Origin of the sequence: Aeribacillus sp. FSL K6-8210 (genome assembly GCF_037963925.1) — a bacterium.
Lineage (GTDB): Bacteria > Bacillota > Bacilli > Bacillales > Aeribacillaceae > Aeribacillus > Aeribacillus composti.
In genome coordinates, this window is sequence record NZ_CP150172.1 from 819,807 (window position 1) to 839,632 (window position 19,826).

The following is a 19,826-nucleotide window of genomic DNA, read 5'->3' on the forward strand; positions in this document are numbered from 1 at the left end:
TCCGTAAAAAGGAAGGTGTAAAGATGAGAAAGCCGATTATTGCAGGGAATTGGAAAATGCATAAGACGTTGGAAGAAGCAAAAAGCTTTGTAAAGGAAGTCAAATCACTCGTTCCCCCACAGGATAAAGTTGATTCCGTTATATGTGCACCTGCCTTATTTTTAGGTCAGCTTGTGGAATTGGCTGAAGGCTCTGAACTAAAAATTGGCGCTCAAAATATGCATTTTGAAGAAAGCGGAGCTTATACAGGGGAAATCAGCCCTGTTGCATTGGCGGATATCGGTGTTGATTATGTGATCATTGGACACTCCGAACGCCGGGAAATGTTTGCCGAAACAGACGAAACCGTGAACAAAAAAGTATTGGCTGCTTTCAAACACGAATTAACTCCGATCGTATGTGTAGGCGAATCATTAGCTGAGCGTGAAGCTGGAAAAACGAATGAAATTGTTGGCGATCAAGTCAAAAAAGCGTTGGCTGGAGTCGATGCTTCGGCTGTGAAAAACATAGTGATTGCTTATGAGCCGATTTGGGCGATTGGCACAGGAAAATCGTCTTCTCCTGAGGATGCCAATGAAGTATGTGCCCATATTCGGGGTGTAATTGCCGATATTTATTCCGATGATGTTGCAAACGAAGTTCGCATTCAATATGGCGGCAGTGTTAAACCGGAAAATATTAAAGATTTTCTAAACCAGCCGGAAGTTGACGGAGCATTAGTCGGAGGCGCAAGCCTAGAACCACGCTCTTTCTTGCAGCTATTGGAGGCAGGCCAAAATGAGTAAAAAGCCAGTAGCGTTAATTATATTAGACGGTTTTGCTCTGCGTGACGAAGTGAAAGGAAATGCTGTGGCTCAAGCGAACAAGCCGAATTTTGATCGATTTTGGAATACATACCCGCATGCAACGTTAAAAGCATGTGGAGAAGCTGTCGGCTTGCCGGAAGGTCAAATGGGAAATTCTGAAGTTGGACATTTAAACATCGGTGCAGGCAGAATTGTATACCAAAGTTTGACACGCGTTAACATAGCGATTCGTGAAGGCGAATTTTTTGAAAATGAAACATTTCTTTCAGCTATGAACCACGTGAAAGAAAAAGGAACGAACCTTCACATTTTCGGCTTATTATCGGATGGCGGTGTTCACAGCCACATTAACCACTTATTCGCCTTGTTAAAATTGGCGAAAGATCAGCAAGTGAAAAATGTGTTCATTCATGGATTTTTGGACGGACGCGATGTTGGTCCGCAAACGGCGAAGCAATATATTGATGAGCTGAATGAAAAAATCAATGAATACGGAGTAGGACAGATCGCAACGATTTCAGGCCGCTATTACTCGATGGACAGAGATAAAAGATGGGATCGAGTAGAAAAAGCATACAGAGCGATGGTGTATGGCGAAGGACCAGCTTATAAAAACGCATACGAATGTATTGAAGATTCTTATGCACACGGGATTTATGATGAGTTTGTCATCCCTTCTGTTATGACAAAAGAAGACGGCAGTCCTGTTGCAACCATTCAAGATGATGACGCGGTCATTTTCTATAATTTCCGTCCGGATCGCGCTATTCAAATTTCGAATACATTCACAAATGAAGATTTCCGTTCCTTTGATAGGGGACCGAAACATCCAAAACGTTTATTCTTCGTTTGTTTGACGCATTTTAGCGAAACGGTGAAAGGATATGTTGCCTTCAAGCCGGTTAACTTGGACAACACAATTGGCGAAGTCATTTCCCAAGCCGGATTGAGGCAGCTGCGCATAGCAGAAACAGAAAAATATCCGCATGTTACGTTCTTTATGAGCGGAGGCCGGGAAGAGAAGTTTCCTGGCGAAGAACGGATTTTAATTAATTCACCGAAGGTAGCCACGTATGATTTAAAACCGGAAATGAGCGCATATGAAGTAACTGATGCGCTTTTAAAAGAAATTGAGGCTGACAAGCATGATGCGATCATATTGAATTTTGCCAATCCGGACATGGTCGGCCACTCCGGCAAACTTGAGCCAACGATAAAGGCAGTCGAAGCGGTTGATGAATGTCTCGGAAAAGTGGTGGATTTGATTCTCGAAAAAGGCGGAACAGCTATTATAACTGCTGACCACGGAAATGCGGACGAAGTCGTCACACTTGACGGAAAACCGCAAACCGCACATACGACAAATCCAGTGCCGGTTATTATAACGAAAAAAGGAATCGAATTAAGAGAAGACGGAATTTTAGGCGATTTAGCACCAACGATGCTCGAGCTGCTCGGGCTGGAAAAACCGAAAGAAATGACAGGGAAAAGTCTTATTAAATCATAAATAAAGGAGATGAAGCAACATGCCAGCTATTACTGATGTTTATGCACGTGAAGTGCTTGATTCAAGAGGAAATCCGACAGTTGAAGTAGAGGTGTATACAGAATCAGGTGCATTTGGACGGGCGCTTGTACCTAGCGGTGCATCCACAGGTGAGTACGAGGCTGTTGAATTGCGTGACGGTGATAAAGAACGCTACCTTGGAAAAGGGGTTTTAACAGCAGTTAAAAACGTGAACGAAATTATTGCCCCAGAACTGTTAGGCTTTGATGTGACGGAACAAAATGCCATCGATCAATTATTAATTGAACTTGACGGAACAGAAAATAAAGGAAAGCTGGGAGCAAACGCAATTTTAGGTGTTTCTATGGCCGTTGCTCGTGCTGCAGCTGATTATTTAGGTGTTCCGCTGTATCAATATCTCGGCGGCTTCAATGCGAAAACTCTTCCTGTGCCGATGATGAACATTTTAAACGGCGGCGCTCATGCAGACAACAATGTTGATATTCAAGAATTCATGATTATGCCGGTCGGCGCGGAAAGCTTCCGGGAAGCACTGCGGATGGGAGCGGAAATTTTCCATTCATTAAAATCTGTATTAAAAGGAAAAGGATATAATACAGCTGTTGGTGATGAAGGTGGATTCGCTCCAAATTTACAATCAAATGAAGAAGCTTTGCAAACTATTATCGAAGCAATTGAAAAAGCCGGCTACAAACCTGGCGAACAAGTTAAGCTTGCGATGGATGTTGCTTCTTCTGAACTGTTTAATAAAGAAGACGGCAAGTACCACCTAGAAGGAGAAGGCGTTGTAAAAACGTCGGAAGAAATGGTGCAATGGTATGAAGAGCTTGTCTCCAAATATCCGATCATTTCGATTGAAGACGGACTTGATGAGAACGACTGGGAAGGCCATAAACTGTTAACAGAACGTTTAGGCGGAAAAGTTCAGCTTGTCGGAGACGATTTATTTGTAACAAATACAAAAAAATTAGCGGAAGGCATTGAAAAAGGAGTCGGCAACTCTATTCTGATTAAAGTTAACCAAATCGGAACGTTAACAGAAACGTTTGATGCGATCGAAATGGCAAAACGCGCCGGCTATACAGCGGTCATCTCCCATCGCTCAGGCGAGACGGAAGACAGCACCATTGCAGACATTGCTGTTGCAACAAACGCAGGCCAAATTAAAACAGGCGCACCTTCCCGCACGGACCGCGTTGCGAAATACAATCAATTGCTTCGCATCGAAGATCAACTTGGCGATACTGCAGTTTACCAAGGAATTAAATCTTTCTATAACTTGAAAAAATAACACTATCTATGAAAAGGTCTAACCGAGTTATTTGGTTAGACCTTTTTTAATTAAAGCTCAAAGCACACAAAATCATAACCTAGACGGTGTGTAAATACTTTCTTATTACCAATAAACAACTTATAATAAAAACATAGACAGCGTAAAAACACAGTCCCGGTTGGTAGTCCGGGCGCACTCCGAAAGAGTGTCAGTATCCTTCCCCTCCTTGGGATGTCCATCGCTGTCGTTACTTTTTACAAGGAGGGACCTTTCATGAAGTTGACGGTTTTTTACGATGGACAATTCTGGATCGGTGTGGTTGAGCAAAAGGAAGGTGAAGCTATAAAAGCGGTTCGCTACGTATTTGGTTCAGAGCCAAAAGATGATGAAGTTTTGGCATTTGTGAATGGTCCGATGCTATCGTTACTGCACAAGTGCCGCACAACAACCGCCGTGCCGCTTGAAATGAAAAAGCGCAAAAATCCGAAGCGACTGCAACGTGAAGCTGCAAAGGAAATGAAAACAAGGCCGCTTTCCACATATGCACAAACAGCCCTTCAGCTAGAATTGGAGCATCGTAAAAAAGAGAGAAAAGTTTTGCGCAAGGAGCTGCGCGAAGCTCTCATCAAGCGAAAAAGAGAGTTAAAGCGTTTAAAAGCGAAGGCAAAACATCGTGGAAGGTAATACAGAGTTGGATGTCTTGCTTCAAGACATCCGCTTTCGTATTTTCTGAATGGATACGCTATTGTGTAATGAGCCAATTTATGATACATTAAAACTATTGTAATGTGCGTTTTTTTAGGAGGTGGAGTGGACATGCATACTCTGCTTGTCATACTATTAGCAATTGTATCTATTGCGCTGATCGCTGTGGTGATACTGCAGTCTGGAAAAAGTGCTGGATTATCTGGAGCCATTTCCGGCGGTGCTGAACAGCTTTTTGGGAAGCAAAAAGCGCGTGGAATAGATTTAATCTTACATCGTATTACAATCGTTCTTTCTGTGTTATTTTTTGTTTTAGCAATTGCTGTTTCATGGTTTGGATTATAATAGCTAGAAAGGTCTGTCAAACAGGCCTTTTTTCTATGGGAAAATAAAGCTGTTGAATGAATAATGTTTTTGGTATATAATGGAATTTAAACTTTTTTCATACTACAATTCGTTGTAAAAAATAAAGAATTTAAAAAGAGAAGGAGATTTTAAAATGAAAGTTTTACCGCCAAAACCTTTTACGTTTGAAGGTGGGAATCGTGCTGTACTGCTGCTTCACGGCTTTACTGGAAATTCAGCAGATGTGCGGATACTTGGGCGTTTTTTGCAAGATAAAGGGTATACTTGTCATGCCCCTCAATATAAAGGCCATGGGGTTCCTCCGGAAGAATTGGTTCATACCGGTCCCGATGACTGGTGGCAAGATGTGATGGGCGGCTACGAACATCTGAAAGACTTAGGTTTTAAAGAAATTGCAGTTGCCGGTTTGTCTCTTGGAGGAGTTTTTTCTTTAAAACTGGGATACACTGTACCTGTAAAAGGAATTATTCCAATGTGCGCCCCGATGTATATTAAAAGCGAAGAAACGATGTATAAAGGGATTTTAAAATATGCCCGCAAATATAAACAATTTGAAGGAAAGCCGGAAGAACAGATTGAGGCGGAAATGGAAGAGTTTCAAAAAACACCAATGAAAACGTTGAAAGCTCTGCAGCGTTTGATTTCTGATGTGAGAGAAAATGTCGATATGATTTATGCCCCGACATTTGTGGTTCAGGCGCGGCACGATGAAATGATCAATCCGGATAGTGCAAATATTATTTATAACGAAGTAAGCTCAAATATAAAAAAAATCAAATGGTATGAAGAATCGTCGCATGTTATTACGCTTGACAAGCAGCGAGATGAACTGCATCAGGACGTCTATGAATTTTTAGAGAGCCTTGATTGGCAGGAGTAAAAGGAGGTTATCGTATTGGCAGAACCCGATATGCAATTAGCTGAAAGGCTTCTTTCTTTTATGAAGGAAGAGGCTTATAAACCTTTGACTGTGGAGGAATTAGAAGAAGCTTTTCAGCTAGAGGACGCAGACGAATTTAAAAAGCTGATTATTACTTTAAATAAGATGGAAGAAAAAGGCCTCATTGTGCGGACGAGAGCAAATCGATACGGTGTTCCAGAAAAAATGAATTTGATCCGCGGAACACTGGTCGGACATGCCCGCGGATTTGCTTTCGTTGAACCGGATGAACCAGGTTTTGATGACGTGTTCATTCCGCCCGGCGAGCTGAATCATGCGATGCATGGAGACAAAGTTCTTGTGCGGCTAAGCCCGAAAACAAGCGGGGCGAGACAGGAAGGCACGGTCATACGCATTTTGGAAAGAGGAATAACGGAAATTGTCGGAACATATACGGAAAGCAAAAACTTCGGATTTGTCATACCTGACGACAAAAAGATTGTCAACGACATTTTTATTCCGAAAAATGCATCAAATGGGGCGGTTGAAGGTCATAAAGTAATTGTCCGACTCACGTCATATCCTGAAGGACGAATGAGTGCAGAAGGAGAAGTCGTACAAATTTTAGGCCATAAAAATGATCCTGGCGTCGATATTTTATCAATCATTCATAAGCATCAGCTGCCATTGAGCTTTCCGGATGATGTATTAAAGCAAGCAAACGAAACACCTGATGAGATTAAGAGCGAGGAAATCAAGAACAGACGAGACCTTCGCAACGAATTAATCATTACTATTGATGGTGAAGATGCAAAAGATTTGGATGATGCCGTAACAGTAACAAAGTTAAATAACGGCTGCTATAAGCTTGGCGTGCATATCGCAGATGTCAGTTATTATGTAAAAGAAGGAACTCCGATTGACAGAGAGGCATTTGCACGCGGGACAAGTGTATATTTAGTTGATCGCGTCATTCCGATGATACCGCATCGTTTATCAAACGGAATTTGTTCACTGAATCCGAAGGTGGATCGTCTGACATTATCGTGCGAAATGATTGTGGATGAATATGGGAACGTAGTTCAGCATGATATTTTTCAAAGTATTATTCGCTCCGCTGAGCGGATGACTTATTCAAATGTCAATAAAATTTTGATTGAAAAGGATGAACAGCTTCGGGAAAAATATCAAGAAATTGTCCCCATGCTGGAGGATATGGCTGAGCTTGCGGCGATTTTACGGAAAAAAAGAATGCTGCGCGGAGCTATCGATTTTGATTTTAAGGAAGCGAAAGTTTTGGTGGATGAGAAAGGCAAACCGTATGATGTCATTATTCGGGAACGATCTGTAGCGGAACGGTTAATTGAAGAATTTATGCTGCTTGCAAATGAAACAGTAGCAGAACATTTTCACTGGTTAAATGTACCGTTTATATATCGAATTCACGAAAAACCGAATGAGGAAAAACTAAGACGTTTCTTGGAATTTATTACAAATTTCGGTTATGTCGTGAAGGGAACAGGAAACAATATTCATCCGCGCGCTTTGCAGCAAATTTTAGATGAAGTACGGGGAAAACCTGAAGAAATGGTGATTTCAACTGTCATGCTTCGGTCTATGAAGCAAGCGAAATATCATCCGGAAAGCGTCGGGCATTTCGGATTGTCGACCGAATTTTACACCCATTTTACTTCCCCGATTCGCCGTTATCCCGATTTGATAGTTCATCGACTCATTCGAAAATATTTGCTTGAAGGGAAAATAGACGAAAAGACACAGATGAAATGGGCATCAATTTTGCCGGAAATTGCAGAACATTCTTCCAATATGGAACGGCGGGCTGTTGATGCGGAGCGTGAAACGGATGATTTGAAAAAAGCAGAATTTATGCTGGATAAGATTGGGGAAGAATTTGATGGAATCATCAGTTCTGTCACAAACTTCGGCATGTTTGTCGAGCTCCCGAATACTGTTGAAGGTCTCGTTCATGTAAGCTATATGACGGATGATTACTACCATTATGATGAACGTCATTATGCGATGATCGGCGAAAGAACGGGAAATGTTTACCGCATCGGCGATGAAATTACCGTCCGCGTTGTGAATGTTGATAAAGAGGAACGATCCATCGATTTTGAAATTGTCGGCATGAGAAAAAAACGAAAAAAATCAACACGGCCTGAAACGGTGAAGGTGATTAAGAGCAAACATCAGGAAGAAGAGGAAGAATGGTCAACGAGACCGCCGAAATCAAAAAAGAAAAAGTTTTATAAAAACGTATCGAAAAAGAAGCGGAAGAAGAAAAAGCGTTAAAGCGAGGCCAGATGTCTAAAAAAACAAACTCATTGAAACAGCAAAATTTCATTTAGAAAGAATCTTGATTGAGGCGAAAATGTTCATTTGCTATAATTATCTTTACCCCTAATTTTCACGAAAGGGTGACAGAGAATGTCAAAGGGAGAAGGGAAACTGATTGCCCAAAATAAAAAGGCGCACCACGACTATTTTATTGAAGAAACGTATGAAGCTGGGATCGTCCTGCAGGGAACAGAAATTAAATCGATTCGCGCCGGCCGCGCCAATTTAAAAGATGCGTTCGCAAGAGTGGAAAAAGGGGAAGTTTTTCTTCATAACATGCATATCAGCCCGTATGAGCAGGGAAATCGATACAACCATGAGCCGTTAAGAACGAGAAAGCTTCTTTTGCATCGAAGAGAAATCAATAAGCTGATCGGGGCCACAAAAGAACAGGGCTATTCATTAGTTCCGCTGAAGCTTTACATTAAAAATGGATTTGCGAAAGTGCTTATCGGGCTAGGAAAAGGGAAAAAGAAATACGATAAGCGGGAGGATTTAAAACGAAAAGAAGCGAAAAGAGAAATTGAACGGGCATTTCAACAAAAACAAAAAGGGATCTATTAATGATAACAATAAATGACAATTGAAAAATATATTGTTTTTGTTATAATAATATATGTCGTTGCCAGTTGAATATATTTCTCAAGCACTAGCTCGAATAAAACGGGGACGTTTTGGATTCGACAGGGATAGATCGAGCTTAAGCTGCGAGCCGGAGGGATCGTCTCCGTCATCAACGTCGCCTAAAGATAACTGGCAAACAAAACAACTACGCTTTAGCTGCTTAATGCTAAAGGCTCCTTTCTTCCATCGCCCATGTGGAGGAAAAGGGGTTCAACTTAAGTGGGCTACGCCCGATTCCGCCGTCTGAGGAAGAGGGAAGAGACGAATCAGACTAGCTGTCCGGATGCCTGCCGACAGGCTAAGGAACAGTGAAATGTTAAATATGTCGGATACGCTCGTAGATGCTTAAGTGGCGATATCTCTGGACGTGGGTTCGATTAGGAAATAGTCGCCTTGTGTGGCAACACACAAGTGAAAATCCGGCTTAATCGGTGAAACCTAAGTCGTTTCTGCGATATGGCAACACCGAGCGGTATGTGGAGCAATCCAACAGCCGTGTATCGACTCATAGGCTGCCTTCAAGGTAGTACTAGGATGCGAAATTCTGCCGTACGGCAAATCTAAATTTCGCATAACACGCCGGAGGACCTGTTTAGGTTCAAGATATAGTCAGTGCCATTGCGAAAGCATGGATCAGCACGTCCCACCGTCTCCATTATAGAAAGACGTTTCCCGTGATTTTTATAAAATTAACAATGAAATAAAAGAAATCGGCAAACATGCCGGTTTCTTTTATTTACATGCTTTGCTAAAGGAAAGGGTTTCAGTTCAAAGCTGAGGTCCTTTTTTCTTATTATTGTGCAGCTTTCAATACTTTTTGAGCGAGAAAATAGGCTGTTGTAGCAATAAGCAATGATATAAGCAATGGTATGGAAGAAGGCTCGCCGAACACTACCTCTTGACTAAGACTGCCCGTTTTGGCAGAAAAATCTGGCGTGTAAAAAGCAGTTAAAACAGTACCCGATAGTATTTGAAATACCGTATAGAGCAATAGAAAACGAATGATAAAAACAAAATATTTTTTCAAAAATGATCCCGCATTTTTTGTATTTAAGTATACCATCATTTTCTTTTTTGCCACATCCTTGTTAATTGAATTTATCAATAGAGCTCTTATTGAAAAAAAGCGCACATGCTGTGAAAAGCAAGTGCGCTTTTTGATTAAAAGACAATCGTTTTGTTTCCATGGACAATCACGCGGTCTTCCAAATGCAATTGTACAGCGCGGGCGAGAACGTCGCGTTCAATCGTTCTTCCGACCCTTTTTAAATCTTCAACATTGTACCGATGGCTGACCTCTTTAACCCCTTGTTCAATAATTGGTCCTTCGTCCAAATCTTCCGTCACATAATGGGAAGTGGCTCCAATAATTTTGACTCCGCGTTCATATGCGCGCTCATACGGTCTTGCACCGACAAATGCAGGCAAGAACGAATGATGAATATTAATAATTCGATGCCTGTAATGCTTGATGAAATCTGGAGATAAAATTTGCATATAACGGGCGAGAACGACGAAATCAATATTATATTTCTTCAACAGTTCAAGCTGCTGCTTTTCCGCTTCCGGCTTATTGTCTTTATTGACCGGTATGTAATAATACGGAATTCCAAGCGATTCAACTGGTTCACGCAAATCTGGATGGTTGCTGATTACCAAAGGTATTTCGCAAAAAAAATCGCCTGATTGATAACGCCAAAGAAGATCGAGAAGGCAATGATCTTGTTTCGATACGAAAATCGCCATTCGCTTTAATTGGTTCATATATGAAAATTGCCATTTCATTTGCAATTCTTTTCCGATCGGCTCAAAGTCTTTTTCAAGCTCGCCTTTTTTACGTTCTATATCCGGTAATTCAAATTCAACGCGCATAAAAAAAGTGCCGCCTGAAGGATCTGTTGAATATTGATCTGATTGGACGATATTGGCGCCGTGTTCATATAAAACTTTAGAAATTTTTGCAACAATTCCTGGCTGGTCGTTGCATGTAATAAGAAGACGTGCGCGATCTTTATATTGATGTAAAAAAGATTCAAGATTCGTTTGTTTCGTATGTAACATAAACCTTTCCTCCAACCCAAATGTGATCTGTACAAAGGATACTAATAGTTTGCTTTCTTGTCAATTTGAACAAGGAAAAAAATATTTATAAGTATTCAATGTAAGAAAATCTTACAACAAAAATTAAAAAATACGAAAAAAAATTGTATAATAAAGTTAATGGTTGAAAATGTTATAAATTTTAACGTAATAACGTTATAAAAGGAGGTATAACAATGTCAGAATCATATAAGGATAAAAAAGTCATTACGATCGGTATCGTTAGTGAACTAACAGGGCTATCACCAAGAAAAATACGATATTATGAAGAAAGAAAATTAATTTTTCCCGAAAGAACGAAACAAGGAACGAGAAAATATTCCTTTTCAGATATTGAAACATTAATGGAAATTGCAGATAAAATCGAAGACGGCGTTCAAACGTTTGAAATTAGAAAAGAAATGCTGAAAAAAGAAAGAGATAAAATGCTCGAAGATAAGAAAAAAATGATTCAAGGCCAGCTGAATGCACACTTCAAAATAAGAAAACAATAGTTCAGGGCGGTTAAAACCGCTTTTTTTTATGATTTAATAAAGTTCTTCATTTTTATAAAAAATTATCAGAGTTTTTTTGCTTTTAACAAAATATTAGAGGTATATTTAAAATAGATGATTATTTAAAAAGGAGGAAGAAGAAAATGGACTATCGTATAGAAAGAGATACGCTGGGAGAAGTAAAAGTTCCCAAAGACCGCTACTGGGGTGCACAGACGGAACGGAGCAGAAACAATTTTAAAATCGGTACTGAAACGATGCCGATTGAAGTCATTCGTGCATTTGCCATTTTAAAAAGAGGTGCAGCGATCGTTAATGAAAAATTAGGAAAGCTGCCAAAAGAGAAAAAAGATGCGATCGTTCATGTTTGCGATGAAATTATAGAAGGGAAGCTTGATGAGCATTTCCCGCTCGTAGTATGGCAAACCGGAAGCGGAACGCAGTCGAACATGAATGTCAATGAAGTGATTTCGTTTAAAGGAAATGAATACTTGAAAGAAAATGGGTTTGAATCATTAAAAATTCATCCAAATGATGATGTGAATATGGGACAAAGCTCAAACGACACATTCCCTACAGCAATGCATATTGCTGGTGTCATAGCGATAAAAAACAAGCTGTTGCCGGCAATTGATTTGTTGACAGAGACGCTCGATAAGAAATCTAAGCAGTTTGAGAATCTTGTGAAAATTGGCCGCACCCACTTGCAGGATGCAACACCGCTCACGCTTGGACAGGAAATCAGCGGATGGGTACATATGCTGAGAAAAAGCAGAAAAATGATTGTCGAAGCAATGGATAACTTGAGAGATTTGGCGATCGGCGGAACAGCAGTCGGAACAGGAATTAATACGGATCCTCAGTTTGGACAGCTTGTTGCAGATGAAATAAGCAAGCAAACGAATGAATCATTCCGTTCCTCTGAAAACAAATTCCATGCGCTAACTAGCCATGATGAAATCGTTCATGCACACGGAGCGCTAAAAGCCTTGGCAGCTGATCTTATGAAAATTGCAAATGATGTTAGATGGCTGGCAAGCGGTCCAAGATGCGGAATTGGCGAGATCACGATACCAGCAAATGAGCCCGGAAGCTCCATTATGCCGGGAAAAGTGAATCCGACGCAAAGCGAAGCATTAACGATGGTAGCAGTCCAAGTCATGGGAAATGATGCAGCGATCGGTTTTGCTGCAAGCCAAGGAAATTTTGAATTAAATGTTTTCAAACCGGTTATTATTTATAACTTTTTACAATCGATCCGGCTTTTATCGGATAGTATAATTTCCTTCAACGACCGCTGTGCTGTGGGAATTGAAGCAAACAAAGAAGTGATTGATAAATATGTACAAGACTCGCTCATGCTCGTAACTGCTTTAAATCCTCATATTGGATACGAAAATGCAGCGAAAATTGCAAAGCTTGCATATGAAAAACGATTGACTTTAAAGGAGGCAGCTGTTCAACTGAACCTTCTGTCAGCCGAAGAATTTGACCGCATTGTCCAGCCGGAGAAAATGGTGTAACAGAAAACATTGAATTTTTGCTGGGAGATGAAAATATATACCGATACTCACTACTTGATACGATCCCTCTTGTCTAGATAGAAAGAAAAAAACCTATACTGTCTATGAACTGCACCCCTTAAAGTAGATGTTGAAAAATCCCTATTTGGTCAACACTGCTTTAAGAGGTGATTTTTTATGGCAAGAAAAGGACAAAAGTTCATAAACTATTCAGTTGAGTTTAAACTCTTAGCAGTTAAAAAATATCTTCGAAGACAGTGCTTCTTTCTTCAGCTTACAGACCTACTGAGTTATATGGGGAGGAATTGTCAGATGATTTCTTTAACAGTGATTCCTTCTACAACTATTCTGTAAGCCGCTGAATAAGGGGGAATTTTTAATACTGTCTATTTGATCTTTGATCGGGATATGTTCAATTTGTGCGTCCGGTTTTCTTATTTATATTCAATGCTGCCAGGTGCAAAAACCATTATCCTCCACATAAAAATTTCATGAATCCTACACAAAATATTCACCTTTGCAATGTTGCAATATGTATGTATTAAATTTATTCTTTATTTAATAGTTCTCAATTAATTTTTATTGAGGAAAGGAGATTTATTGTGAAAAAAATCATTATATTGCTTGCCGCCGTTTTCCTTCTTGCAGCTTGCGGTCAAAATGAAACGAAACAAGAGAACAGCGGAGAAAGTGCCGAAGTTCATCCGCTCGAAGTCAATTTGAAAGTGCCAGACCATGCGAATATTCATGAAAAAGTTTCGTTGACTGCTGAAGTGAGCTACGGAGGAGAAGCGGTTGAAGATGCTGATGAAGTAAAATTTGAAATATGGAAAGAAGGAGAAAAAGAAGAAAGTAAAATGATAGAAGCAAAACATGAAAAAGACGGCCAATATACGATTGAACACACATTTGATGAAAATGGAGTTTTTTTTGTTCAATCACACGTTACGGCGAAAAATCAGCATAATATGCCCAAAAAACAAATTGTGATTGGTGAACTACATAAAGGTGGAGCTTCAACGGGAGAAAACGAAGAAACCGCAAATCATACTCATGAACATTCTCAAGGATCTGTAGACATCCAATTGGAGCTGCCGACAAATGTAAAGGCGAATGCGGAAACATTGATTCAAACAAAAATTCAAGCAGAAAACGCTCCGTTGCTAAACGCAAACGTCCGTTATGAAATTTGGAAGGACGGTTCTGATAAGCATGATTGGGTAGATGCTGCAGGAGACGAGAAAGGTACTTATGAAGCGAAATATACATTTTCTTCCTCAGGAACTTATCAAATCCAAGTTCATGTCAACAATGATGAAGGACTACATGAGCATGTCACGAAGAAGGTAACGGTTCAAAAATAAAGATCGGAATGGATATTGTTTATGGTAGAAAAGAATTGAGAAAGAATCGCTGAAAAAGTGTATATGTATGGACAAAAATAAGAGCGGGGAAAGAAATCAATTAAGTCGTGGCGAACTAATTGAACGGCAGGAACCAGATATGTTCGAAGCACGTAACGTCGATACGTATGAATAGATTAATTAAAAACATGAAAAGCCGCCCTTCCCTTAAAAAGAGAATGTATGGCAAAAGAATTTTAAACGAAATAATTGATTGGCATTGAATACGAAAAAGAATTCCTTTTTATAAATGAATGAAGATTCGTCCAGTATAACTTGTTCGAACATAAGTTAAATAACAAATGCAAAGTAGTCTTATAAACCAAAATAAAGCGAAAATTTAGTTAAACGAAACAAAAGTGCATAAAAGCTGAACAACCTTACTCCAATGAATTTTGAAGTAAGGTTGCTTTGGCTTTATTCATATTGCTTATTTTCAAGGTAAGAAAAAATTATCTTTTCGACCATCTCAATTTTATTGAGTTAACAATTTTTCTAAGTCGTCCAGCATATGGTTTGCAGCAAGCACACCGCCGGCTGTGTTCCAAATAGCGTCGTCAACTTTGTAAGCTTTTCCGTTTTTAACAGCATTTAAGTTTTTCCAAAGTGGATCGTTTGTCCATTCTTTTTCTGCTTGCAAAGCTTCTTTGTCTCCTTGCGGTGCATAGGTGAAATAGAAGATGATGTCACCGTCCATTTCCGGAATTTGTTCTTTTCCGACTTCAACTGCCAAATCTCCTAATTTATTTGCATCTGTAAACAATTTTTCTTGCTGAGCAGGACGTTTAAATCCAATTTGATCGAAAATCACACCAGAAAATGAATCTTTCCAATATATTCTCGTTACACCAGCCATGAAACGAACAACTGAAACTTCTTGATTCACTTGATCTCCTAATTTTTGTTTTACTTCTTCTACATGATTATTAAAATCATCTAATACTTTTTGTCCTTCTTCTTCACGATCGATGGCTTTTGCATATAGCTTAAAGTTTTCCTGCCAGTCGCCTCTTAATGTTTCCGAAAAAACTGTTGGCGCTATTTGATTGAGCTTGTCGTAGATTGCTTCTTGGCGAAGCTTATTGCCTATAATCAAGTCAGGCTGAAGAGCTGCAATTTTTTCAACATTGACTTCACTTTCTGTACCAACGACTTCAACGTCTTTCATTTCATCTTTAATATGATCGTACCAAGGATCGCCAAGCCAAGATTGAACGGCTCCGACTGGTTTTAATCCCATTGCTAAAAGCGCTTCGGTTCCTTCATTCGTTAATACGACGACACGTTCAGGTTTTTTTGGAATTTCAGCTGTTCCCATTGCATGCTCAACTTTGTATGATTGACTTTCAGTTGAGCTTTCTTTCTTTTCTTTTGAAGCTTCTTTACTGTCCCCGTTGCCGCAAGCAGCAATTACTGCCAGCATGAGTATGGCAACGATGGAAAATAATAATTTTGATATTTTTTTCATTATGTAACCCCCTAAAATGTAGTTGAAAATGATTTTCAATTCCTTAATAATAGTAATCAGTGAGAAATAAAAAGTCAATAATTAATTGAAAATGATTTTCACATTCAAAATGATTTGGTACAATTGGTTCAGAAGTTCGACTTGTTAGGAGAGACGTGAAGTTGTCATTATCTAGTAATCGTAAAGCAATCTTACTTTTTCTTTCCTTTTTGCTTCTATTATTCTGCATGTGTGCAAGTATTGTATATGGATATACGGATACAAGCTGGAAGATGGCTTGGGATGCTTTTTTTCATTTTAATGGTTCCAATGAACATATTATTATACAAAATGTTCGACTTCCTCGATCCGTCATAGCGAGTGTAGTCGGCGCTTGTCTTGCTTTATCCGGTGCATTGATGCAAGCTATTACGAAAAATCCTCTTGCATCGCCAAGCGTTTTTGGCATCAATGCCGGTGCAGGATTTTTTATTGTTCTAGCTTTTTCCTTATTTTCTGTAAACAGCTTACAAGCGTTTACTTGGATTGCTTTTGCAGGCGCAGCTTTTGCTGCCATGCTTGTGTACATGATCAGCTCATTGGGTAGTGATGGATTGACGCCTGTAAAGCTTACTTTGGCAGGAGCGGCCGTTGCGGCACTTTTTTCTTCCCTTACGCAAGGTTTGTTAGTTTTAAATGAAGCAGCGTTGGATCAAGTATTATTTTGGCTTGCAGGATCTGTGCAAGGCCGCAAAATGGAGGTAATGACAGCTGTTCTTCCATATATTTTGATTGGATTAGTTATTTGTACATTTATCGCCTCTAAATTAAACGTCTTAGTAATGGGAGAAGAAGTGGCGAAAAGTTTAGGACTAAAAGTAGGAACAGTGAAGTTTTTTGCAGCCTGTGCTGTCATATTTTTTGCGGGCGGTGCAGTTGCGGCGGCTGGTCCTATTGCATTCATCGGCGTAGTCGTGCCCCATATTGCAAAGTATGTGGCCGGAAATGATTACAGATGGATTTTGCCGTTCTGTGCAGTATTTGGTGGGATTTTGCTAGTTGCAGCAGATATTGGCGCCCGTTTCATTGTCATGCCTGAAGAAGTCCCTGTAGGGGTCATGACGGCGATAATTGGAACCCCATTTTTTGTTTATATTGCAAGGAAGGGGGTTCGTGCATCATGAAAAAATATGTTTCGCTTCGGATCGGAAATGTCATTTCATTTTTAATTGATAAAAAAGCCTTTTTCCTTTCGTTCGTTTTCTTTCTTGCGGCGTTTTTCGTAATCCTTGTCAGTGCAAGTGTAGGCGAAGTGATGATCAGCCCTGCCCAAGTTTTTCAAACAATTTTTGGAATAGGGGATGGAACGAACGAGCTTGTTATTAAACAATTTAGGCTTCCGAGAATTCTTATTTCCCTTTTGGTCGGCATGTGTTTGGCTGTTGCGGGCGGAATTTTGCAAAATTTAGTTCGAAACCCTTTAGCATCCCCTGACATTATCGGAATTACCGGCGGTGCTTCGGCAGCGGTTGTACTATTTTTAATGCTGTTTTCCGATAAGAATCATTCTTTAACTGTAAGCATTCATTGGATGCCTTTGGCAGCTTTCATAGGAGCAGCCGTTACAGGCATTTGTGTTTATTTATTGTCGTGGAAAAACGGTGTGACTGCAATCAGGCTTGTGTTGGTCGGCATTGGAATCTCCTTTTTAACTAAAGCATTAACGACTTTGTTAATGATAAAAGGGCCTATTTACCAAGCATCCCAAGCAAATATTTGGATAACCGGCTCAGTTTATGCGGCAAACTGGTCTCAAGTAAAGATTTTGTTTCCAGCAACTATCATTCTTCTCTTGATAACGGTTGTTACTGTAAGAACGATCAATATTCAAAGTTTTGGCGATGAGATCGCAATCGGTATGGGAAACCGAGTACAATTAACCCGCTTTTTCCTCTTATTTCTAGGAACCGCTTTGACTGCTGTTGCTGTCGCTTTTGGAGGAGGGATAGGGTTTGTAGGTCTTATTGCTCCTCACATTGCAAGAAAGCTTGTCGGTTCAAGCTTTGGTTTGATGCTGCCGATTTCAGCCTTTGTCGGGGCACTCATTGTTATGCTTTCTGATTTATTGGGAAAAACAATCTTTTTGCCGCATGAAATTCCAGCTGGTGTGTTTACTTCAGCGATCGGGGCTCCTTATTTTATTTACTTGTTAATGAAGCACAGAAATATTTAGGAGGTGATGGCATGCATAGATTGTATACTCATGAGTTAACTTTTGCTTATGGACAGAATATGATTATTGAAGATCTTAATCTTACTATTCCAACGGGAGAAATTACTGTATTAATTGGAAGCAACGGTTGCGGAAAGTCGACCTTATTAAAATCTTTGGCAAGAATTTTAAAGCCAGCAGGCGGTTCGGTACTCTTGGAAGGAAAGGACATTGCCGAGCTACCGACAAAGGAAGTGGCAAAAAAACTGGCTATACTTCCGCAAGGGCCTGAAGCCCCAGAAGGATTAACTGTTTTGCAGCTTGTTAAACAAGGACGGTATCCTTATCAAAATTGGCTGAACCAATGGTCCAAGGAAGATGAAGAATTAGTTTTTCGAGCGCTTGAAGCAACTAGAATGAGTGAATTGGCAGAACGAACAGTGGACTCTTTATCAGGAGGACAAAAACAGCGTGCATGGATCGCCATGACTTTGGCGCAAAATACAGATATTATTCTTTTCGACGAGCCAACAACTTATTTAGATATAACACATCAAATTGAAATACTCGATTTATTATTTGAATTGAATATGAAAGAGAAAAGAACGATCATCATGGTTCTTCACGATTTAAATTTAGCCTGCCGTTATGCTCATCATATCGTCGTATTAAAGGATAAAAACATTTATAAACAAGGAAAACCGGAAGATGTAATGAATGTACAACTGGTCAAAGATGTATTTGAAATGGATTGCAAAATTATTCGCGATCCGATTTTTGGAACACCGCTATGTATTCCGTTCGGAAAAGGGAGAAATATTAATAAAGTAGGGATGCAGGCATGGGAAAGTTGACGTTCGATGAAATAAAGGTGCTGTCAAAATTTCGATATTCAGAAGCAAAACGTGCAACCGATTCATCAATTGACATGGAGGAACTGCTAAAACCGGAAAAACTGCAGCTGTTTTTAAAAAATATTCAGCCTAAATTTAATGCACCTCTTTATGTAGCCGGGTCAATGTTTATTAAAAGATATGCTTTTTTAGCCGCTTTAGCTCTTTATACCATGACAATGTTTGATAAAGCTTTAAAAGTGGATATAAAAAATCTTGTCCTGATCACTGATGACGAAGATCCGCTTTGGCTGCCGGGCTTTTATTTCAAATCGAACGAAGTCACAATCGCTCCCCAAGAAAGAAAAAAATGGCGGGATGAAATGTTAACCTTATTATTTAAAGAAAACATCACCCGTCTTTTACAGGTTGTCTCAACAGAGGCAAAAATTTCAAAATGGATTCTTTGGGAAAATGTTGCGATCTATATATTTTGGATGTATGAAACATTGCTCAATGAAAAGCAGCATGAAGATAAACATGAAAAAATAAAAGAAGATTTTATTTATTGCGTGAAGGAAGCAAAAGGTGAATTGTTTGGGGATTTTAATCGGAACCCTTTAAAAAAATTTTTTGGTCCTAAGACATATTCTGATCAATATGATGATTATATTCGAAAAAGAAAAACATGCTGCCTGTTTTATTTGACAGACGATGAAGGGAAAAAGTGCAGAACATGCCCGAATGTTAGTGAATGTACAATAAAAAAGTAATTGGAGAGATTAAAAATGGATAACCAGTTTCAAGCTCAGATTGATGCGCTTGTTGAAAAGTATACCGAACTCTTGCTTGGAAAATCGTCTCCTGAATTAAAAGAAAAAGTGAAAATTTGGGTGTTGTATACGTACATGGCAAAATCGATGCCGCCGCTAGTGAAACATTGGAATGAAAAATTTCCAGAAGCAAAAGAACAAATGAAAGCTATTATTAATGAAATAAAAGAATTAAATGAACAGCATAGAAATAATAAAAAACGTTGATCTAAATTTGAAGTTGTCCTCCTTATAAGTAGCAGGAGGATTTTTTATGCGGACAGAATAGTATCATTCAAAATAACTTTAAGGTTTCATAGCATTGACGTTGGACGAAACAATGGAATGCTGATAAAGGTTAAAATTTTTTTGTGCTAAAGCAAAATGCTTCTTACTTTAAAAACAGCAGATAAATAGTTATCATATAGAACGGAATGAGCATTCGATCGCCTATTCAGTAAT

At 39.4% G+C, this 19,826-nt stretch carries 19 protein-coding genes and 1 other RNA gene; 17 read left to right on the top strand and 3 right to left on the bottom strand.

What is annotated here, in order from left to right; all coding sequences use genetic code 11:
- The first annotated feature begins 23 nt into the window (after positions 1–23).
- The 9 genes from tpiA (at position 24) to ssrA (ending at position 8,920) form a co-directional block, all read left to right on the top strand.
- Entirely contained in the window at positions 24–785 is a 762-nt protein-coding gene (gene tpiA, locus NSQ41_RS04000) for a triose-phosphate isomerase (protein WP_339194463.1), read from the top strand.
- Positions 778–2,313 (top strand): 2,3-bisphosphoglycerate-independent phosphoglycerate mutase, encoded by a 1,536-nt coding sequence (gene gpmI, locus NSQ41_RS04005; protein WP_066249157.1) that lies wholly within the window; start codon positions 778–780, stop codon positions 2,311–2,313. Before tpiA ends, gpmI begins: the two co-directional genes overlap by 8 nt.
- Before the next feature lie 19 nt (positions 2,314–2,332).
- Positions 2,333–3,625, top strand: a complete 1,293-nt coding sequence (eno, locus tag NSQ41_RS04010; protein ID WP_066249160.1) for a phosphopyruvate hydratase — start codon at positions 2,333–2,335, stop codon at positions 3,623–3,625.
- 255 nt (positions 3,626–3,880) lie between these two features.
- Positions 3,881–4,291 carry a YjdF family protein gene (locus NSQ41_RS04015; RefSeq protein WP_066249163.1) on the top strand — a complete coding sequence of 137 codons (411 nt, stop codon included), beginning with the start codon at positions 3,881–3,883 and terminating at the stop codon, positions 4,289–4,291.
- A gap of 132 nt (positions 4,292–4,423) precedes the next feature.
- On the top strand, positions 4,424–4,657 hold the full coding sequence (secG, locus tag NSQ41_RS04020; RefSeq protein WP_063386955.1) for a preprotein translocase subunit SecG: 234 nt from the start codon (positions 4,424–4,426) through the stop codon (positions 4,655–4,657).
- Positions 4,658–4,811: 154 nt separating this feature from the next.
- Positions 4,812–5,558 carry a carboxylesterase gene (locus NSQ41_RS04025; RefSeq protein ID WP_066249166.1) on the top strand — a complete coding sequence of 249 codons (747 nt, stop codon included), beginning with the start codon at positions 4,812–4,814 and terminating at the stop codon, positions 5,556–5,558.
- 30 nt (positions 5,559–5,588) lie between these two features.
- Positions 5,589–7,871: a ribonuclease R gene (gene rnr / locus NSQ41_RS04030; protein WP_311067323.1), complete on the top strand. Its 2,283-nt coding sequence runs from the start codon at positions 5,589–5,591 to the stop codon at positions 7,869–7,871.
- Positions 7,872–8,006: 135 nt separating this feature from the next.
- Positions 8,007–8,480, top strand: coding sequence for an SsrA-binding protein SmpB (gene smpB / locus NSQ41_RS04035; protein WP_063386953.1), 474 nt, complete (start codon positions 8,007–8,009; stop codon positions 8,478–8,480).
- 109 nt (positions 8,481–8,589) lie between these two features.
- Positions 8,590–8,920: a transfer-messenger RNA gene (gene ssrA, locus NSQ41_RS04040) on the top strand.
- Positions 8,921–9,333: 413 nt separating this feature from the next.
- Here the strand turns inward: ssrA and NSQ41_RS04045 are convergent.
- Together NSQ41_RS04045 and purU are read right to left on the bottom strand one after the other, a co-directional pair.
- Positions 9,334–9,606, bottom strand: a complete 273-nt coding sequence (locus NSQ41_RS04045; RefSeq protein ID WP_311066979.1) for a hypothetical protein — start codon at positions 9,604–9,606, stop codon at positions 9,334–9,336.
- Positions 9,607–9,701: 95 nt separating this feature from the next.
- A complete protein-coding gene (purU, locus tag NSQ41_RS04050; RefSeq protein WP_339194467.1) occupies positions 9,702–10,601 on the bottom strand; it encodes a formyltetrahydrofolate deformylase in 900 nt (299 codons plus the stop codon).
- A 215-nt stretch (positions 10,602–10,816) separates the two neighbouring features.
- Here purU and NSQ41_RS04055 point away from each other — a divergent pair, with 215 nt between their 5' ends.
- The 3 genes from NSQ41_RS04055 (at position 10,817) to NSQ41_RS04065 (ending at position 14,021) form a co-directional block, all read left to right on the top strand.
- Positions 10,817–11,134, top strand: a complete 318-nt coding sequence (locus NSQ41_RS04055; protein ID WP_063386951.1) for a MerR family transcriptional regulator — start codon at positions 10,817–10,819, stop codon at positions 11,132–11,134.
- A gap of 143 nt (positions 11,135–11,277) precedes the next feature.
- Complete coding sequence (fumC, locus tag NSQ41_RS04060; protein ID WP_130156803.1) at positions 11,278–12,657, top strand: class II fumarate hydratase; 1,380 nt, start codon at positions 11,278–11,280, stop codon at positions 12,655–12,657.
- 602 nt (positions 12,658–13,259) lie between these two features.
- Positions 13,260–14,021, top strand: a complete 762-nt coding sequence (locus tag NSQ41_RS04065) for a FixH family protein (RefSeq protein ID WP_130156801.1) — start codon at positions 13,260–13,262, stop codon at positions 14,019–14,021.
- 514 nt (positions 14,022–14,535) lie between these two features.
- Here NSQ41_RS04065 and NSQ41_RS04070 read toward each other — a convergent pair.
- Positions 14,536–15,528 carry an iron-siderophore ABC transporter substrate-binding protein gene (locus tag NSQ41_RS04070; RefSeq protein WP_066249177.1) on the bottom strand — a complete coding sequence of 331 codons (993 nt, stop codon included), beginning with the start codon at positions 15,526–15,528 and terminating at the stop codon, positions 14,536–14,538.
- A 161-nt stretch (positions 15,529–15,689) separates the two neighbouring features.
- Between NSQ41_RS04070 and NSQ41_RS04075 the strand changes: the two genes are divergently transcribed.
- From NSQ41_RS04075 to NSQ41_RS04095, 5 genes are read left to right on the top strand one after another with little or no spacing between them, the layout of a single operon-like run.
- On the top strand, positions 15,690–16,691 hold the full coding sequence (locus tag NSQ41_RS04075) for an iron ABC transporter permease (protein WP_235600414.1): 1,002 nt from the start codon (positions 15,690–15,692) through the stop codon (positions 16,689–16,691).
- The gene (locus NSQ41_RS04080) at positions 16,688–17,740 is read left to right on the top strand and encodes an iron ABC transporter permease (protein ID WP_339194470.1); all 1,053 of its coding nucleotides are present in this window, start codon (positions 16,688–16,690) and stop codon (positions 17,738–17,740) included. The genes NSQ41_RS04075 and NSQ41_RS04080 overlap by 4 nt, the downstream gene beginning before the upstream one ends.
- Before the next feature lie 11 nt (positions 17,741–17,751).
- Complete coding sequence (locus tag NSQ41_RS04085) at positions 17,752–18,573, top strand: ABC transporter ATP-binding protein (RefSeq protein ID WP_063386944.1); 822 nt, start codon at positions 17,752–17,754, stop codon at positions 18,571–18,573.
- The gene (locus NSQ41_RS04090) at positions 18,561–19,325 is read left to right on the top strand and encodes an IucA/IucC family C-terminal-domain containing protein (protein ID WP_082829501.1); all 765 of its coding nucleotides are present in this window, start codon (positions 18,561–18,563) and stop codon (positions 19,323–19,325) included. The genes NSQ41_RS04085 and NSQ41_RS04090 overlap by 13 nt, the downstream gene beginning before the upstream one ends.
- A 15-nt stretch (positions 19,326–19,340) precedes the next feature.
- Positions 19,341–19,592 (top strand): DUF2573 family protein, encoded by a 252-nt coding sequence (locus NSQ41_RS04095; protein WP_063386943.1) that lies wholly within the window; start codon positions 19,341–19,343, stop codon positions 19,590–19,592.
- Positions 19,593–19,826 lie beyond the last annotated feature (234 nt).

Coding starts and splice junctions, on each gene's coding strand:
- purU (WP_339194467.1), bottom strand. CDS start 10,601: ATGTTACATACGAAACAAACGAATCTTGAATCTTTTTTACATCAATAT.
- smpB (WP_063386953.1), top strand. CDS start 8,007: ATGTCAAAGGGAGAAGGGAAACTGATTGCCCAAAATAAAAAGGCGCAC.
- NSQ41_RS04095 (WP_063386943.1), top strand. CDS start 19,341: ATGGATAACCAGTTTCAAGCTCAGATTGATGCGCTTGTTGAAAAGTAT.
- gpmI (WP_066249157.1), top strand. CDS start 778: ATGAGTAAAAAGCCAGTAGCGTTAATTATATTAGACGGTTTTGCTCTG.
- NSQ41_RS04045 (WP_311066979.1), bottom strand. CDS start 9,606: ATGATGGTATACTTAAATACAAAAAATGCGGGATCATTTTTGAAAAAA.
- NSQ41_RS04055 (WP_063386951.1), top strand. CDS start 10,817: ATGTCAGAATCATATAAGGATAAAAAAGTCATTACGATCGGTATCGTT.
- secG (WP_063386955.1), top strand. CDS start 4,424: ATGCATACTCTGCTTGTCATACTATTAGCAATTGTATCTATTGCGCTG.
- rnr (WP_311067323.1), top strand. CDS start 5,589: ATGCAATTAGCTGAAAGGCTTCTTTCTTTTATGAAGGAAGAGGCTTAT.
- eno (WP_066249160.1), top strand. CDS start 2,333: ATGCCAGCTATTACTGATGTTTATGCACGTGAAGTGCTTGATTCAAGA.
- NSQ41_RS04025 (WP_066249166.1), top strand. CDS start 4,812: ATGAAAGTTTTACCGCCAAAACCTTTTACGTTTGAAGGTGGGAATCGT.
- NSQ41_RS04015 (WP_066249163.1), top strand. CDS start 3,881: ATGAAGTTGACGGTTTTTTACGATGGACAATTCTGGATCGGTGTGGTT.
- NSQ41_RS04070 (WP_066249177.1), bottom strand. CDS start 15,528: ATGAAAAAAATATCAAAATTATTATTTTCCATCGTTGCCATACTCATG.
- NSQ41_RS04090 (WP_082829501.1), top strand. CDS start 18,561: ATGGGAAAGTTGACGTTCGATGAAATAAAGGTGCTGTCAAAATTTCGA.
- NSQ41_RS04080 (WP_339194470.1), top strand. CDS start 16,688: ATGAAAAAATATGTTTCGCTTCGGATCGGAAATGTCATTTCATTTTTA.
- tpiA (WP_339194463.1), top strand. CDS start 24: ATGAGAAAGCCGATTATTGCAGGGAATTGGAAAATGCATAAGACGTTG.
- NSQ41_RS04085 (WP_063386944.1), top strand. CDS start 17,752: ATGCATAGATTGTATACTCATGAGTTAACTTTTGCTTATGGACAGAAT.
- fumC (WP_130156803.1), top strand. CDS start 11,278: ATGGACTATCGTATAGAAAGAGATACGCTGGGAGAAGTAAAAGTTCCC.